Genomic DNA, 15,962 nt, shown 5'->3' on the forward strand with positions numbered 1-15,962 from the left:
AAAGCATTTAATTACAATCCTGGAGATAGTTCAAATAGAAAAGTATATGTGGTGGGTAGATAATCAATGTAAAGGGCGTAAACTTAAAGAAAGATATGCTATTGGCAGGGCATTTGTGGCTAAAGCCGTCTATAATTATCCTACAACGAGTCTGCTGATAGAATCTCTAAAGACAATGCCAAACCTGAGGACAATAAGCGGATTTGCTAAAATTAACGATATACCGTCAGAGTCAACATTTTCACGTGCTTTTGCCGAATGTGCTACACATGGTTTGGGAGACAAAGTACATGAAGCGTTAGTGAAGGATCACTTAAGTGAAGAGCTGATTGGACATGTATCAACGGATTCTACAGCAATAGAGGGCAACGAAAAACCACAAAAAAAGGAAAGAGAGCTAATAGAGAAGAAAGAACCTAAAAAACTTGGCAGACCTAAAAAGGGTGAAGAGAGAGAAAAGAAAACAGAGGAGAAGCGCATTGATAGACAGGTCAATGAAAATTACGAGGTGTCGTTGAAAGAGTTACCCTGTGTGTGTGATATAGGTTGCAAGGTAAATTCTCAGGGTTACGGAGACATGGCGAGGTTATAAGTTACACATAGGTGCATCTGACAGCGGGCTTCCTATTTAACAGTAGTGCTTACATCGGCATCTTTACATGATAGCCAAGTAGCCATTCCTATGATGAAAATGACAACAGAGAGAAGGAGATACATTATATGCCTGAGATCATAAACGCTGTATTTGAAAAAGGGGCTTTTAAGCCCTTGACCGAGGTTGCTGCCGTGGAGCATGGGCGGTACAAGATCGTTTTGTATCCCCTGGAGGAGTTTCATTTCTTAAGTATGGCCCAAGAGAGCGGGAGTTTGGATTTCCTCAAGGAAGAGGTCGAGGATATATACACCTTGCAGGACGGAGAGGAGGTTTGACCGCAGACTCAGTGTGGTAATAAAAATGCATATAAAGGGGTCAAGAGGGCTGGCCCCCTTGCAGGGGGTTCTAAAGGGGGGCGGAGGGGGTGGGGCACCCCTGCCACAAACCGCCCCTTTCTTTCCCAAAGACACCCACCACTTTCTTATGCACCCAGGGGGCTGGAGCACTTGACATGCAGGCACATGTTTTGTTACATTGTATAGCAAAGATTAACTCAAACTATTGACAAATATCAACAGAAATAGTAACTATAAGTTTGAGACTATAAAGTTAAGTGCTGAGGTAAAAAGTTATGGTAGATTTAAAGAAGGTGCTTTATGTGTTATTTGGATTTATAACGGGTGCTATGGGTGCTTTATCGCTGGTGATTCCTCAGTTGAACGTTCTGGGAGCATCGAGCAGGGCGGGAGTGCTTGTTGGCTTGGCAGTGGTGCTGTCTCTTGTACTCTATGCACTGATTAAACTCATCATGAAGGGGATAATCAAAGAACTTAACGAGCAGATGCTGGCAAAGAAACGCTTGGAGGATGCCGCCAGGAGGGTTAAGTCTGCCGTTGTTGCCGAAACAAAGGCGGTAGAACAACCGCCTGACCCCGCCGTTATTGAGGCAATGGTCACAGAGAGGGTGGCAAAGGGGGTGGCAAAACTGGCCGCAGAAAAGGTGGCACAGGTGTTGTCCGTATTCCAGAAAAAGGGACGACTGATAGACTTCCTGCAGGAAGACATAAGCGCCTTTGATGACAACCAGGTCGGACATGCCGTCAGGAGCATACACAAGGAGTGCAAAGAGGCAATGGCAGAGTACCTGAGCATTGAACCGATCCGGAAGGAATCCGAGGGGACTGAGGTCACTGTGGAAAGCGGCTTTGACCCCTCCGCTATACGCATCACCGGAAATGTTAGCGGGCAACCCCCGTTTAAAGGAATATTGAGACACTGCGGATGGACACTGGCCGATGCCAGATTGCCGGAGCAGTCTGAAAACCAAAACCCCGGCGTTATAGAACCCGCCGAAATCGAAATACTTTGAGCAAACTTGAACCTTTATTAAGTTAATCGCAGTTAATTACTGAGTTAATTACTGAACTGGGCAACATAGACACACCAGGGGAGCTATGGCTCGGGGTAATTTGCTACCGGGAGGTAATATTATGGAACAAGCGCGTTATATTGTAGGTATTGACCTTGGTACGACAAACTGTGTCGTTGCATACATTGATACACACGACAACACAGGTGCAACAGAGCAGGTAGCAGGCAATGACATAAAAGACGGGGCAAGCGTCCTGTTCACAATCCCCCAGATAACGGATATGGGCTGCGTTGAAGGGCTGAAGTATTTGCCGTCATTCATGTTTATCCCCCCTGATGTTGAAGACCCTCAAAAGCACTACAAACTACCCTGGTCTGATAACACCCCTTACGTGGTGGGCAAGTATGCCGTCAAGCGCGGGGCACTGTCGCCCACACTGTTGATCTCAAGTGCGAAGTCCTGGCTGTGCAATCAGGCCGTGGACAGGACATCGCCAATCCTGCCATACAACGCCCCCGATTCCGTCAAAAAGCACTCCCCGCTGGAGGTCTCAACCTACTTTCTGAATCACATCCGGCAGGCATGGAACTTCGCAATGGCCACAGACAATCCACAGTATGCCCTGGAGAACCAGGACGTTTATATAACCGTGCCGGCCTCATTTGATGCCGTGGCACGTGAGTTGACCGTTAAGGCAGCCAACTCCGCAGGACTACCCAACATCACACTGCTGGAGGAACCCCTGACCGCATTCTATGCCTGGCTCAACAGGAGCAAGGACGACTGGAGAAAGCACACAAAGGTCGGTGACATAATCCTCGTCTGCGACATAGGCGGCGGAACTACCGATTTCAGCCTCATTGAGGTGGCGCAGGAGGATGGCGACCTTGTGTTAAAGCGCATAGCCGTGGGAGACCACATACTCTTGGGTGGCGATAACATGGACCTGGCAATGGCCTATGCCGTCAAAAAGGTCTTTGCCCAACAGGGGGTCAACCTCGACCAGTATCAGATGCTTGGTCTGGTGCAGGGCGTAAGGGAGGCCAAGGAAAAGATGTTGAGCGATCCGGACGTGGCAACTCATCCCATCGTGGTACTTGGCCGCGGACGTTCAGTCGTTGGCGGAACCATACAGACAACCCTGAAGCAGGAAGAGGTACAGCAAACACTTGTGGACGGCTTCTTCCCCGTGTGCAATCTCTCCGACTCTCCGGTAGAGCGCAGTGCCACGGGATTTAAGGAACTCGGCCTTCACTACGCAGCCGATACCGCCGTTACAAAGCACATGTCGAGGTTCCTAAGACAGCACGTTCAAAAGGTTGATGACCCGGCTGTTCACAAAAAAGAATCCACCGCTGCAAAAACGGCGGCTACCAAAAAACCCCATTCCAAACCCGTGTACGAAAGGAACTTTATACACCCGACAAAGATACTCTTCAACGGTGGCGTGACAAAGGCGCGGAGTCTGTGCCTGCGCATCGTAGAAGTGCTAAACCAGTGGTTAAAGGCCGAGGGAGCCGGCGCCGTGGAAGTGCTCCAGGGCAATGACCCAGACATATCGGTGGCACTAGGGGCGGCCTACTACGGCTTTACACGCAGGGGCAAGGGGATAAGGGTGCGCGCAGGGGCCGGAAGGTCATACTACGTGGGTATAGAGACGGCCATGCCCGCCGTCCCGGGAATGACACCGCCCATTAAGGCCGTGTGTGTTGTCCCCTTTGGGATGGAGGAAGGCACGGATATCGTCATCGAAGGACAGGAGTTTGGGTTGGTCGTCGGGGAGCAATCCACGTTCAGGTTCCTGAGTTCCACCACAAGAAAGACCGACGTTGTCGGACAGATACTAGACGAGTGGGAGACGGAACAGTTGACGGAACTGGCGCCGTTTGAAACAACCCTCCAAGCTGAGGGCACCGAAGGCGCCGTTATACCCGTTAAGCTGCACAGTTACCTGACGGAGACCGGCTCGCTTCAGTTGTGGTGCAAACACTCCACAGGGACAAACAACTGGAAACTCGAGTTTAACGTAAGAATAAGCGATCAGTCCGCTTGATAAGATTACAGTGAAGTCATCGAGATTTATTATAGGCATAGACCTTGGCACGACAAACTCGGCGGTATCGTTTATAGACACATCTGGGGATTCGCCCCCGGGGATACAGACCTTTTACATCCCCCAGTTGGTTGATACGTCACGGGTAAAGGCGCTGCACACGTTGCCGTCTTACCTGTATCTGCCCACGCAGTTTGAGCTTCAGGCGGACGACTACAGGTTGCCTTGGGCGACCTCTCCACTGGCAAAGACAGAGGCAACGGCAGACAACGGTACCGATTCCGCCTGCGTGGTGGGGCACCTTGCCAGGGAAAAGGGCGCCAGGATACCGGCAAACCTCGTCTCATCGGCCAAGTCCTGGTTGTGCCACAATCGCGTCCAGCGCAGGGCGCCGATCCTGCCCTGGGGCAGGGATGCGGCATCGGGTAAGGTCTCCCCCGTTGAGGCCTCTGCCATGTACCTCGCTCACATAAAGGACGCCTGGAATCATGAATTTGCACCTGGCAGCAACAGCAACCGCCTGGAAAACCAGCAGATCGTCCTGACCATTCCGGCCTCCTTTGACGAACTGGCCAGGGAGTTGACCTCGGAGGCCGCCGTGATGGCGGGGTTTAAGTCCTTTACGATGCTCGAGGAACCGCAGGCTGCATTCTATTGGTGGATAGCCGCACATGGCGACCGGACAACACTCCTGGGCAGGGATAGGCTCGTGCTTGTCGTTGACATTGGCGGGGGAACAACCGACTTCAATCTCATCGCCGTAACAGGGGAGGATGAGCAACTGGCCTTTCAACGGGTTGCCGTGGGGGACCATCTGTTGCTGGGTGGCGACAACATGGACCTGGCAATTGCCAAAGAGATGGAGGCCAAGCTGATGGCCAACAGGGGCAAGCTCGACTTCACGCAGTGGGTGAGCCTGTGGCATCAGTGCCGCAGTGCCAAGGAGGAGTTGCTGGGCGATGGCAACAAAGATTCCGTGGAGTTGTCGATCCTGGGCAGTGGTCGAAGCGTCATCGCCGGGGCAATAAAAGGGGCGCTTACAAAAGACGAAGTATCCAAAATAATATTAGACGGCTTTTTTAAAAAGACACCCATAGGGCAGGAGCCGGAAAAGGGCAAGACTTCAGGATTTCAGGAGCTTGGTCTGCCCTACGTATCAGACCCGACAATAACAACGCACCTTTCGATGTTTCTCAGAAGACACGCCGTAAATCAACATCTGCCGCAGGTGATCGATCCACAGAACGGATTGCGGGTCGTGCGTCCTGACGGCTTACTGTTTAACGGGGGGGTTTTTAAGTCTGCCCTGATACGTGCTGCCATAACGGATGCGTTGCATCACTGGTTTGGGGCGCCGGAGTGGTCGTTACAGGTGTTGGACAATGACAGACTCGATCATGCCGTTGCCCTGGGGGCGGCCTACTATGGGCAGGTGCTCCGGGGCGTTGGTGTGCGGATCAGCGGGGGAAGTGGGAAGGCCTACTACATCGCCGTGGAGTCTGCGCAAGAGACCCCGGAGCAGACGATTCCGTTTAAAGACCCCATCACCGCCGTCTGTGTTGCCCCACGCGGATTAGAGGAGGGACAGGAACTCCACATCGCACAGCCTGAGTTTCAGGTGTTGGCCAATAATCCCGTGAGTTTTTCGCTGTACTGTTCCAGCTACAGGGTTGGCGACAGGGCCGGGGACATAGTGGTTGATGAGCGGGATGCCTTTGTGGAACTGCCTGCGATAAAGACGGTCTTGTATTTCGGCAAAAAGACCGGAGTTGCAAAGATACCCGTGTCTCTGTTTGTGCGTCTGAACGAGTACGGCACCCTGGATGTATACTGCGAGTCGAGGAACACAACCCACAGGTGGAAGCTGGCCTTTCAACTGCGCGGGGCCACAGAGGATGCCCCCACGGATGCCCCAAAGGACGCCACCGTCATTGACCGCACCATCGATGAGACAAACGTGCAGGAGGCCGCAGACCTCATACGAAAGGCCTTTGATTCCGAATATGCAGACATCACCCCGGACAACATCACCAAGAAGTTGGAACAGACCCTTACCCTGGATAAGACCCTGTGGCCGTTGCTGACCATACGGACGCTGTGGGACGTCCTGATAGAGTTGCGGCATCGTAGGTTGGCAACTCCACGGTATGAGGCACGGTGGTTGAATTTGGCGGGGTTTCTGCTACGTCCCGGCTTTGGTCATCCGGTGGACGAGCATCGCATCAGGGAGCTTTGGAAGATATACGCCGATGGCATCAGGTTTATCCGTGACGGGCAGTGTCGCCTGGAGTGGTGGATACTGTGGAGGCGAGTTGCGGGTGGGCTTTCGGGGTTGCATCAGGACATGTTGTTTAAGAAGATAGCGCCTTCGATTCTGCAATCACGCAAGAAGAAGGAGGCCACACGTTTGCAGGGGGCAGAGGTGGTTGAGCTGTGGATGCTTACCGCAAGTCTGGAGCACCTCTCCGTGCAGGTCAAGGTGGAGTTGGGCAATCAGCTCCTTGAGCTTATCCGCAAGGACAAGGGCAATGCACGCTACTGCTGGTCGTTGTCGAGGGTTGGGGCACGGCAGCCCTTTCATGGTCCAATCAATATGGTGGTGCCAAAGGAGGTAGTACAGGGGTGGGTGCAGCAGCTTATGATACTGGACTGGCCAAAGCCACACGAAATTGCCAATCTCCTGACTCAGTTGATCAGAAAGACAGGCGACAGGGTCAGAGACGTTGATGATTCCTTGCGTCAGGAGGTGGTACAACGCCTCGGTGTCTACGACTGGGCGCAGCGCTACATTCAGCCGATCAACGAGGTCGTCCCCATCGACTGGGAAGAGGAAAAGGCCGTCTTTGGCGAATCGTTACCAGTTGGGTTGTACGTGTTCACTCCCTAAGAAAAGAAAGAAAGGGGCGGTTTGCTCACCCCCTCCGCCCCCTCCTCAGACCCACCCCGGGCACGAATAAGTCCTCTTGACCCCGTAAAAATGCCATGTCTCTTGTATTTAATCAACATGCGTTGAGAAGTATTATCTGATGATTTTCAGCCTTTTTAAATCTTCATCTGTCCAGCAAGCTTGCTCTTCAATAATAGCTTTCAGAGTTTTGAGCTTAAAAGTCTGGCTTGGAGTATGATAGGGAACTGTTACTTTTCGACCGTCTGCATTGTAATAGCGTTGGTGGCTACCGCTTTGATGTCGCAAATAGAAGCCGTCTTTTAAAAGAGCATGAATGATAGTTTGAGCTGTAAGACTCCTAAGGCGTTTGTAGTCAAGAGACATCAATCAAACTGAGACGACTGTTTTTATCTCCACATCAGTTTCTTTTTCAGGTATTTCTCTGCCGTCCTTGATGAACTCTTCTACAATCATTTCCAGTACCTCCTGGATATTTTTTATGGCTTCCTTCGGAGTACGTCCGCAAGTAATGGCCCCTTCGCTTCTTAACAGAGGACAATAGACAAACCATTCGTCTTCGTCCGGCTCGACTACCACGGTAAAATTATAAGGCTTGTTTTTATGTAATCTTATGTTGTGATTAGACATAGTTTTATTGTATCTAATAACTGCCACCGTGTCAAGCCTCTTACTCACCACTGCGCGATAATTTTGTTCTACGCTATAACACCAAAAGAAAAGAAAGAAAGGGGCGGTTTGTGGCAGGGGTGCCTCACACCCTCCGCCCCCCTTCAGAACCCCCTGCAAGGGGAGGGGCGAGGCGCAATCTTGTCGCAGCAGGTCGCACCTGCCCCGGCCGGAAAGAAGTCCCCTTGACCCCATTATTCTTAACCCTAATGTTCTAAATATTTATGCTCCGTTATTTAGTGCTAATTTGGGGTGCATAAATTTTTGGTGGCGTCAGGTTGCCTTCTTCAAAATGGCTGACTATCTTGCTCCATTGTCCGGACAGATATAATACTATTAGGTAGATAACGGAAAGCACCCTCCCCTAACCCCTCCCATAAAGGGAGGGGGATTTGTGCTGGTGCCTCTGTCGTAGTCTTAATTTCCCTCCCCTTGTGGGAGGGAATACAAGGGAGGGGTCTCCTAAAACATTTGTGAGGGCTAAAAAAACCGCCACCATTTTTTTATGCACCCCTAATTTGTAGCAATTTGAGTTATGTGTTTGTTATAATTAGGCCGTGATGTGTAAAGATTGGAGTACGTACAGGCCTACAAATGATCTGAATCTCCAGGCGTTGAAGGATGTCGTCAGGGCGGTTAGGGCGATTGCCTTTATTGGTGCGGGGTGTTCGATACCGCTTGGGTATCCGTCGTGGGCGGGGCTGATTGCAAGGATACTGGATGAGATCGGGCGAACTAAGCCAAGCATGGCTACTAAGGTCGATATGCTCAGGGAAAAGAATGATGACCTTCTTTACGTTGCAGGGGAATGTAAAAGTCTCATGGGGGAAAAGGATTTTCGAGCCTTTATCGGTCGTGAGTTCCAGCCAAAAGAAAACGACAACCATACCGAAGAACATAAACTTATAATAAAGTTGCCATTTTATAACTATATGACAAGCAACTATGATTCTTGCCTGGATAGTGCTTATTGGTCTGTCGAAAATAAAGCGCCATCTTCTTTTACGTACAATAACAAACAACAACTGGCTGATTATTGTACATCGACAGTTGAACCTCAACGGAAGATATTCCACATACACGGAAGATATGATAACCCTCAAGATATTGTATTGACTGAGGAAGATTACAAGGGTGCTTATCAAGAGGGTTTTATAAGCTCATTGCGCAGCATTATAATGACTCATACTGTCGTATTTATAGGTTCAGGTGTTAATGATCCGGACTTCCTGAATATAATGAGGTTCATAGATCATGTGTTCATGGGGTGCCAGGGTAAACATTATGCTATCATTTCTTGGCCTGCAAGTGGCTATGCCGAGATTGAAGCTGGCAGGTTGCAAAGCAAATACAACATAACCCCCGTTTTTTATGAAATTCAAGGTGACAAACATACCGAGAGAGCGGGTATCTTAAGAGACATCCTGGATTATTGCAACGATGCCACGGCAGCCAAACCGACTCCCAAGGCAGTCTCCAAAGATTCAAAGGAATACGAGCTAAAGCAATACAAGGTCAAGCTCGATGCGGAATTGACCAACCTGAGAATCCTGGATATGAGCCGGCCATTAAACCTCCTGGATATATACATCAAGATAAACCTGCGTACAAAGGTGAAAATGCTTGAAGAGGATTGTGACGATACGTATGGCAAGTTGCATCTGGAGTGCTCTTCACCAGGGGAGATGGGCATCCCACGGTTGAAGGCGGAGCGTGAGTCAAAGCCAATGTCGATTGAGGAGGCGCTAACTGGCTATAAGAAGCGGATCGTAATCTTAGGCGACCCTGGAGCGGGCAAGACGACCCTGCTCAAGCACATTACCCTCAAGATGGCAGCCGATGGCGTGGAGACTATCAAGGGTATACCGATATTTATTACCCTCAGGGATTACATCAACAAGTATAAGCCTGACCTACTCGATTACATAGATGACGACCTTTCGAGGCGTTATGGCTTTAGCCACGCCAGGACGTATCTGGAGGAGGAGTTTAAGAGCGGCAATGTCGCTATCTTTTTTGACGGCCTCGATGAGGTCAGCGGTGGCAATCGTGAAGAGGCCAGCTCTAACTACCTCAAGGTTGTAGAAGTCATCAACGATGTTGCCACGAACTACATTAACTGTCCCATTGCCGTTACCTGCAGGAAGGCTGGCTGGAAGGGGGGCATAAAGGAAGCCTTCAGCATCTTTGAGGTCATTGACTTTACGCATGAGGATATAGCGAACTTTGTAGGTAAGTGGTTTCGGGGTACGCCTGAGAAGGCCAAGTCGTTAAACAGTCAGTTAAGCAGGAAAACGAGGGTCAAGTCCCTTGCCGGCAATCCCCTGCTGTTGTCTTTTGTCTGCATACTGTACGACAGGTTTGGGATATTTCCAAAGAGGAGGGGTACACTTTATCAACGATGTGTGGATGTCCTTCTCAGTGAGTGGGATGAAAGCAGGAGGATAGAGCGCAGGAGCATATTCGATCAGGACGATAAAAAACGGCTGTTACAGGATATAGCCTACAGGTTTTTTGACAAAGGCGAGAAATATTTCAAGGAAGATGACCTTATCAGTGCTATACAGGAGTGTTTACCAGATTTGTACTTGAAGCCAAAAGAGGCAAAAGATATATTGAATGAGATAGCCGCTAATCATGGTTTGCTAAAAGAACAGGCCGATGGTTGGTACGGTTTTATTCACTTGACGATACAGGAATATTTTGCTGCTCATCAGTTGAAAGATAACAGGAATGGTTATGATATAGCCATAGCAAACAGCTTCAAACCCTGGTGGGAGGAGGTTATCCTGCTTCTTGCCGGAATAGGAGACAGCACGGATTTAATAAAAGGGTTATTCGACAAACCGGATGACATCTTCGATCACAACCTCATCCTTGCCGGAAGATGTCTTGCGGAGAAGCCGACACTAAAAGGCGGTGTCAAGCTCAGAGAGGTTGTGTTGAAAAAGCTGAAGGGTATTGTAACCGACGGTACGTATCGGTTAAATACGGACAGGGCTATTGATGTCCTGGCTGAGAACGGCGAATTTGGGTTTTTGTTAGGTCTGTTACGCGATGATAAGCTATACAGTGATGTACAATCCCGTATAGCATATGCGTTGGGCAATATTGGTGATTCAAGCATTGTGGCGGACTTGATGGCTATTTTGCGCAATGACAAGACACCCAACGCTGTAAAATCAGGTATAGCAGATGCATTGGGCAATATTGGTGATTCAAGCATTGTGGCGGACTTGATGGCAATTTTGCGCAATGACAAGACACCCAACGCTGTAAAATCAGGTATAGCATATGCGTTGGGCAATATTGGTGATTCAAGCATTGTGGCGGACTTGATAGATATTTTACGCAATGACAAGACAGACGACGATGTAAAATCCAGTATAGCAGATGCATTGGGCAATATTGGTGATTCAAGCATTGTGGCGGACTTGATAGATATTTTACGCAATGGCAAGACACCCAACCTTGTAAAATCAGGTATAGCATATGCGTTGGGTAAGATTGGTGATTCAAGCATTGTGGCTGATTTGATGGCTATTTTACGCAATGACAGGACAGACGACTTTGTAAAATCAAGTATAGCAGATGCGTTAGGCAATATTGGTGATTCAAGCATTGTGGAGGTTTTGATAGATATTTTACGCAATGGCAATACACACTACCTTGTAAAATCAGGTATAGCATATGCGTTGGGCAATATTGGTGATTCAAGCATTGTGGAGGTTTTGATAGATATTTTACGCAATGGCAATACACTCAACCTTGTAAAATCCAGTATAGCAGATGCATTGGGCAATATTGGTGATTCAAGCATTGTGGCGGATTTGATGGCAATAATAGATGAATATGGTATTCATAGGCGCCTTGTACGAACGATTGGCACGCTCGGTAACACCAAGGAACACTGCGACTGGTTGTTAAAGCTACGCTCAAAGAATATAACGAACAACATTATCCTCGACACCATCCACAACGCCCTCTATGATGTAAGCCGCCGGATCGGGATGACCATTGGCAAAGACGGCACGCTCATCGAAACATGAAGGCCACCAGCCAAGACTCTTGCCTTTAATTTCCGAGGCTTAGAGGTACCTGTCGATCATCACTCAGCAGGCTGCAGTTCAAGCCTGTACAGACTCTTTATCGGGAATTTTTTGCTTGCATCAAGCATCTCTATTCCTACAATCTCATTTTTGGCTGTCGTATGCAATATAACACCCTCGGCTATCTCTATGGCTCCGTCAGGTTTTTTCGCTGAAAGCCGGATAAAAGCAGCGTCTACTTCTTTGTCGTAGTTTACTTTCATGTCATTACCTCATGTATTCTGAGCAGAAGAGTATAAGTAGCTATAACAACAGAAGAAAAGAAGGAGGGCGGCTCCGCCCCCTCCTCAGACCTCCCCCGCAAGGGGACCAGTCCCCTTGACCCCATTATTCTTAAACCTAATGTTCTAAACATTTATGATCCGTTATTTATAGCAGGAAGTATATGCACAGGGCTGCGATGATCAGTACAACGAGGGCAATGGCGATGCCCAGCTTCAACCTTGAACCATCGGGGGCAGTAACGTCGGGCGTCAACTGAACCGTCTGGTCGATTTCCTGGGAGCTTTCGTAGTATTCCAGCGTGTTGAGGGGGATGGTCACGTCATCGAGAGTCTTGTCTCTGTCGGGGCTGATCAAAATGTCGTCGTCGTCACTCTTTAACTCCAGCAGGATTAGCGTTATGTTGTCTTGCTTTGACAGGTTCTTTTTCAGGGCGTGCTGCACTATCACCTCACACTGCTCCTGCGCAGACTTATCCGGATGCAGCCGCAGCAACGTTGCGATTTCGTTCCTGTCCAGGGCGTCAGTCAGACCATCCGTACACATCAGAACCCTTTCGCCGTGGCGAAGCTCTATCGGTCTGTCAGAGATGTCAACACGCGGTATTTCCTCCAGGCCGAGGTAACTGGTCAGCATGTTTCTGTTTTTCTTGTTAGCCTCGAGGTCCTCCGTTGATATCTGGTCCAGCTTGTGCTTGACGTCCAGCTCCGCACCGTAGGAGTGGATTTCGTTGACGTCCATCAGCCGCCCCCCGCGGTAGAGAAATATCCGGCTGTCACCCACCGATACCCAAAATAACATGTTCGCCCGCATCACTACCGCCACAAGCGTCGTGCCCATGTCACTGTCCTGCCCCGCCTTGATGTTGGTATCGACGAGCTTTTGGTTGGCGCTTCTGAGCGCATCCCCGAGGGCCTCAGAGATAGACCGTCCGGCGGCTTTTCGCTTGTACACCCCCACAAAGGTGTTGACCGCCAGTACGCTGGCCTTCGCCCCACTGGTGTGCCCACCCATGCCATCGGCCACTACCGCCAAGAATCCACTGTCGGAGTTGACAACCTCACGCACCGGACTGAACGACGCAAAATAATCCTCCTGCCCTTTCCGGTTGCCCTTGTCCTGCTCGTTGCCAAAGTCCAATGTCCAGCTTCGTTGTGGCATAGCTCAATAATACCAACCTGAAAGCGTCAACTTTTATCCAGACTTTCCCAGTTGAATTGCTCCGTACACAAGGGGAGAAAGACAAATGTCGTCTGCCCAAACTGAACCCTGTCGTATGCCGTCAGCTTTGCCGGTTGCCGCACCTTTTCGCCATTGAGCTTGACCGCCTGATTTTTCTTGCGCAGCAGGTAAAAACTGTTCTCCTCGGGGTCGTATTCAATCTCTGCGTGGTCGCGCCTGGAGATCATGTCATCGCCCTTGACAGAGATGTGCAGGTCTCTGGAGTCGTCACGACCAACCTCGTTGATACCGGGCCTTATGCGGTAATCCTTCCCCTTTTCGCTGCCATCTATGCACACCAGCCATCCCACCACGGGATTAAACCCCGCCTTCTTCTTAAAGATGCTCTTGGTGACAACATCGACCTCCTCAGCGGCAGGCACCGGTGGCTTGGGCGCACTGACCTCAGGATTTGGCACAGTGACCTCCTGCCTGGGCGCAGTGACCTTGGGCACGTTTATCACAGGGATCGTCGTCGCCTTGTCATCAACACCGGCATTAGCCATCCGGTTGAATACGCCGGTGCCGATCTTCTCATCCTGTGCATTTCTGCAGTAAGGACATTCAGGGTTTTTCTCAGGATTGTAATAGTGCATGTCGGCAGGACATCTTTTCATTGCCATAAACAATCACTCCTTCAATTATCATACTAAGCGTGTTTCCGTTAATCACCCAATATTATAGCAATATAACAGAAGAATTTCAAGACCTGAAAAAATTGACTATCGCACCAGAGTCAATCCCCCTGGCAACCCGTCCCAAATATTTTTGACAAGGTCGGAAAATTTTTCCTTGACAACAATTGAATGTTTTGACTAATATACTTGTGCGGTTTTATGCTTAAAGATAAAACGAATCTTCTTTATAAAAATAGGGAGGTACTATGAGAATAGTCTTGCTCGGAGCTCCAGGCGCAGGTAAGGGAACGCAGGCAAAGAAACTGATCGATAAGTACGGTATACCACAGATATCGACGGGAGATATACTCAGAAAGGCCGTCGCCGACGCTACCCCGCTAGGCAAAGAGGCCAAGGGATACATGGACAGAGGCGAACTGGTCGCCGACAGCGTGGTCATAGGCATGGTCAAGGAACGCCTGACACAGAGCGACTGTCAAAAGGGATTCATCCTCGACGGTTTCCCAAGAAACACGGCACAGGCTGAAACCCTCGATGCTACATTGGCCTCCGTGGGAATGCCCCTGCAAGTGGCCCTCAGCGTCGATGTGGACTTCGACGTCCTGCTCAAAAGACTCACCGGAAGACGCACCTGTAAAGGCTGCGGGCAAATGTACAACATATACTTCTCACAACCCAAAAAAGAGGGCAGTTGCGATAAATGCCCCGGCGAACTCTACCAGAGAGACGACGACAAGGAAGATACCATCAAGAAAAGACTCGACGTCTATCGTGCACAGACAGAGCCGTTGATCGACTACTACGGGAAAAAAGGAATCCTGAAGAGGGTTGAGGGCACGGGCGACATCGACGAAATCTTCAAAAAGATATGCTCCATTTTATCGTCATAATTTTTAAGGACATACAAAAAAATCATCAGGAGGAAGTTTAGAAATGGCATTAGTTAAGCCGCACGGAAAAGACAAGGTGCTGAAACCTCTCTTACTTACGGGAGCCGCACTACAAGAGGAAAAGAACAAGGCCAAGACCCTTACACAGATCAAGATGGCCTCAAGGGAAGTCGGAGACGTCATAATGCTCGGCATCGGCGGGTTTACCCCCCTGGATGGCTTCATGGGCTATGACGACTGGAAGGGCGTCTGTGACTCCTACAAGATGGCCGATGGCACGTTCTGGCCAATCCCGATCACCCTGTCAACGTCAAAGGACCAGGCCGACGGTCTCAAGACGGGACAAGAAATAGCCCTCGTCGATGAGGAAAGCGGCGAAATAATGGGCACCATGACCGTCAGGGAAAAATACACAATAGATAAGACACACGAGTGCAAGACCGTATTCCGCACCGATGACAAGGAACATCCCGGCGTGGCAATGGTCATGTCCCAGGGCGACGTCAACCTGGCCGGCCCTGTAAAGGTACTGAGCGAAGGTACCTTCCCCACCGAATATGCCGGCATCTACCTGACCCCGGCAGAGACTCGCAAGATGTTTGAAGACAAGGGCTGGAGCAGAGTTGCAGCCTTCCAGACCAGAAACCCCATGCACCGCTCGCACGAGTTCCTCGCAAAGATAGCCATCGAAATCTGCGACGGTCTCCTGATACACCAGTTGCTTGGTAAACTCAAGCCCGGCGACATACCCGCCCCCGTGCGCAAGGACTGCATCAACGCCCTGATAGAGCACTACCTCGTAAAAGATACCTGTATCCAGGCCGGTTATCCGCTGGATATGAGATATGCCGGCCCCAGAGAGGCCCTGCTACACGCCCTGTTCAGGCAGAACTACGGCTGCAGCGACCTCATAGTCGGCAGAGACCACGCCGGCGTAGGCGACTATTACGGCCCGTTTGACGCACAACACATATTTAAAGAAATCCCCGCCGACGCCCTCGAAACAAAGGCTATGAATATCGACTGGACGTTCTACTGCCACAGGTGCGACGGCATGGCATCAATGAAAACCTGTCCGCACGGTAAGGCAGACAGACTCATGTTGAGCGGCACGGCATTAAGAAAGATGCTCTCCGAAGGCACAGATGTCCCTGACCACTTCAGTCGCCCCGAGGTACTGGAGATTCTCAGGAAGTACTATGCCGGTCTGACGGAAAAAACCGAGATCAAACTGCACAAAGCAGCCACAGGCGGATAGCAGAGACATAAAAAAAAAGGGCAGGGGAGC

At 50.0% G+C, this 15,962-nt stretch carries 12 protein-coding genes and 1 pseudogene; 8 read left to right on the top strand and 5 right to left on the bottom strand.

Annotation, left to right across the window (positions count from 1 at the left end):
• From Mcas_RS18420 to Mcas_RS00025, 5 genes and pseudogenes are all read left to right on the top strand, one after another.
• Nucleotides 1-592, top strand: a pseudogene (locus Mcas_RS18420) (IS5/IS1182 family transposase); the annotation flags it as partial.
• A 128-nt stretch (nucleotides 593-720) separates the two neighbouring features.
• On the top strand, nucleotides 721-930 hold the full coding sequence (locus Mcas_RS00010; RefSeq protein ID WP_040333206.1) for an antitoxin family protein: 210 nt from the start codon (nucleotides 721-723) through the stop codon (nucleotides 928-930).
• Nucleotides 931-1,226: 296 nt separating this feature from the next.
• On the top strand, nucleotides 1,227-1,964 hold the full coding sequence (locus Mcas_RS15875; protein ID WP_052566614.1) for a DUF2760 domain-containing protein: 738 nt from the start codon (nucleotides 1,227-1,229) through the stop codon (nucleotides 1,962-1,964).
• Nucleotides 1,965-2,085: 121 nt separating this feature from the next.
• Nucleotides 2,086-4,020, top strand: coding sequence for an Hsp70 family protein (locus Mcas_RS00020; protein ID WP_040333207.1), 1,935 nt, complete (start codon nucleotides 2,086-2,088; stop codon nucleotides 4,018-4,020).
• Between the two features lie 10 nt (nucleotides 4,021-4,030).
• Nucleotides 4,031-6,907, top strand: a complete 2,877-nt coding sequence (locus Mcas_RS00025) for an Hsp70 family protein (protein WP_040333208.1) — start codon at nucleotides 4,031-4,033, stop codon at nucleotides 6,905-6,907.
• A 132-nt stretch (nucleotides 6,908-7,039) separates the two neighbouring features.
• Here Mcas_RS00025 and Mcas_RS00030 read toward each other — a convergent pair whose 3' ends face one another.
• Both Mcas_RS00030 and Mcas_RS00035 read right to left on the bottom strand, forming a co-directional pair.
• On the bottom strand, nucleotides 7,040-7,291 hold the full coding sequence (locus Mcas_RS00030) for a type II toxin-antitoxin system HicA family toxin (RefSeq protein WP_052566615.1): 252 nt from the start codon (nucleotides 7,289-7,291) through the stop codon (nucleotides 7,040-7,042).
• A 3-nt stretch (nucleotides 7,292-7,294) separates the two neighbouring features.
• Nucleotides 7,295-7,582: a type II toxin-antitoxin system HicB family antitoxin gene (locus Mcas_RS00035; protein WP_200873592.1), complete on the bottom strand. Its 288-nt coding sequence runs from the start codon at nucleotides 7,580-7,582 to the stop codon at nucleotides 7,295-7,297.
• 572 nt (nucleotides 7,583-8,154) lie between these two features.
• On the opposite strand from Mcas_RS00035, the gene Mcas_RS00040 reads away from it, so the two are divergent.
• Nucleotides 8,155-11,643 (top strand): HEAT repeat domain-containing protein, encoded by a 3,489-nt coding sequence (locus Mcas_RS00040; RefSeq protein ID WP_081853477.1) that lies wholly within the window; start codon nucleotides 8,155-8,157, stop codon nucleotides 11,641-11,643.
• A 59-nt stretch (nucleotides 11,644-11,702) separates the two neighbouring features.
• Here Mcas_RS00040 and Mcas_RS00045 read toward each other — a convergent pair whose 3' ends face one another.
• The 3 genes from Mcas_RS00045 to Mcas_RS15880 all read right to left on the bottom strand — a co-directional run bounded on the left by Mcas_RS00045 (nucleotide 11,703) and on the right by Mcas_RS15880 (nucleotide 13,769).
• On the bottom strand, nucleotides 11,703-11,906 hold the full coding sequence (locus Mcas_RS00045; RefSeq protein ID WP_040333210.1) for a DUF2283 domain-containing protein: 204 nt from the start codon (nucleotides 11,904-11,906) through the stop codon (nucleotides 11,703-11,705).
• A 166-nt stretch (nucleotides 11,907-12,072) separates the two neighbouring features.
• Nucleotides 12,073-13,086, bottom strand: coding sequence for a PP2C family protein-serine/threonine phosphatase (locus Mcas_RS00050; RefSeq protein ID WP_040333212.1), 1,014 nt, complete (start codon nucleotides 13,084-13,086; stop codon nucleotides 12,073-12,075).
• 26 nt (nucleotides 13,087-13,112) lie between these two features.
• Nucleotides 13,113-13,769, bottom strand: a complete 657-nt coding sequence (locus Mcas_RS15880) for an FHA domain-containing protein (protein WP_052566616.1) — start codon at nucleotides 13,767-13,769, stop codon at nucleotides 13,113-13,115.
• A 260-nt stretch (nucleotides 13,770-14,029) separates the two neighbouring features.
• On the opposite strand from Mcas_RS15880, the gene Mcas_RS00060 reads away from it, so the two are divergent.
• Nucleotides 14,030-14,674, top strand: a complete 645-nt coding sequence (locus tag Mcas_RS00060) for an adenylate kinase (RefSeq protein ID WP_040333214.1) — start codon at nucleotides 14,030-14,032, stop codon at nucleotides 14,672-14,674.
• A gap of 43 nt (nucleotides 14,675-14,717) precedes the next feature.
• Nucleotides 14,718-15,932 (top strand): sulfate adenylyltransferase, encoded by a 1,215-nt coding sequence (gene sat / locus Mcas_RS00065; RefSeq protein ID WP_040333215.1) that lies wholly within the window; start codon nucleotides 14,718-14,720, stop codon nucleotides 15,930-15,932.
• The last annotated feature ends 30 nt before the right edge of the window (nucleotides 15,933-15,962 follow it).

The sequence above is a fragment of the Candidatus Magnetobacterium casense genome, from assembly GCF_000714715.1.
In the GTDB taxonomy this organism is placed as follows: Bacteria; Nitrospirota; Thermodesulfovibrionia; order Thermodesulfovibrionales; family Magnetobacteriaceae; genus Magnetobacterium; species Magnetobacterium casense.

Bases quoted from the DNA above. Each gene is read 5' to 3' on its own strand.
- Mcas_RS00010 (WP_040333206.1), top strand. From the start codon at position 721: ATGCCTGAGATCATAAACGCTGTATTTGAAAAAGGGGCTTTTAAGCCC.
- Mcas_RS15875 (WP_052566614.1), top strand. From the start codon at position 1,227: ATGGTAGATTTAAAGAAGGTGCTTTATGTGTTATTTGGATTTATAACG.
- Mcas_RS00020 (WP_040333207.1), top strand. From the start codon at position 2,086: ATGGAACAAGCGCGTTATATTGTAGGTATTGACCTTGGTACGACAAAC.
- Mcas_RS00030 (WP_052566615.1), bottom strand. From the start codon at position 7,291: ATGTCTCTTGACTACAAACGCCTTAGGAGTCTTACAGCTCAAACTATC.
- Mcas_RS00040 (WP_081853477.1), top strand. From the start codon at position 8,155: ATGTGTAAAGATTGGAGTACGTACAGGCCTACAAATGATCTGAATCTC.
- Mcas_RS00045 (WP_040333210.1), bottom strand. From the start codon at position 11,906: ATGAAAGTAAACTACGACAAAGAAGTAGACGCTGCTTTTATCCGGCTT.
- Mcas_RS00050 (WP_040333212.1), bottom strand. From the start codon at position 13,086: ATGCCACAACGAAGCTGGACATTGGACTTTGGCAACGAGCAGGACAAG.
- Mcas_RS15880 (WP_052566616.1), bottom strand. From the start codon at position 13,769: ATGGCAATGAAAAGATGTCCTGCCGACATGCACTATTACAATCCTGAG.
- Mcas_RS00060 (WP_040333214.1), top strand. From the start codon at position 14,030: ATGAGAATAGTCTTGCTCGGAGCTCCAGGCGCAGGTAAGGGAACGCAG.
- sat (WP_040333215.1), top strand. From the start codon at position 14,718: ATGGCATTAGTTAAGCCGCACGGAAAAGACAAGGTGCTGAAACCTCTC.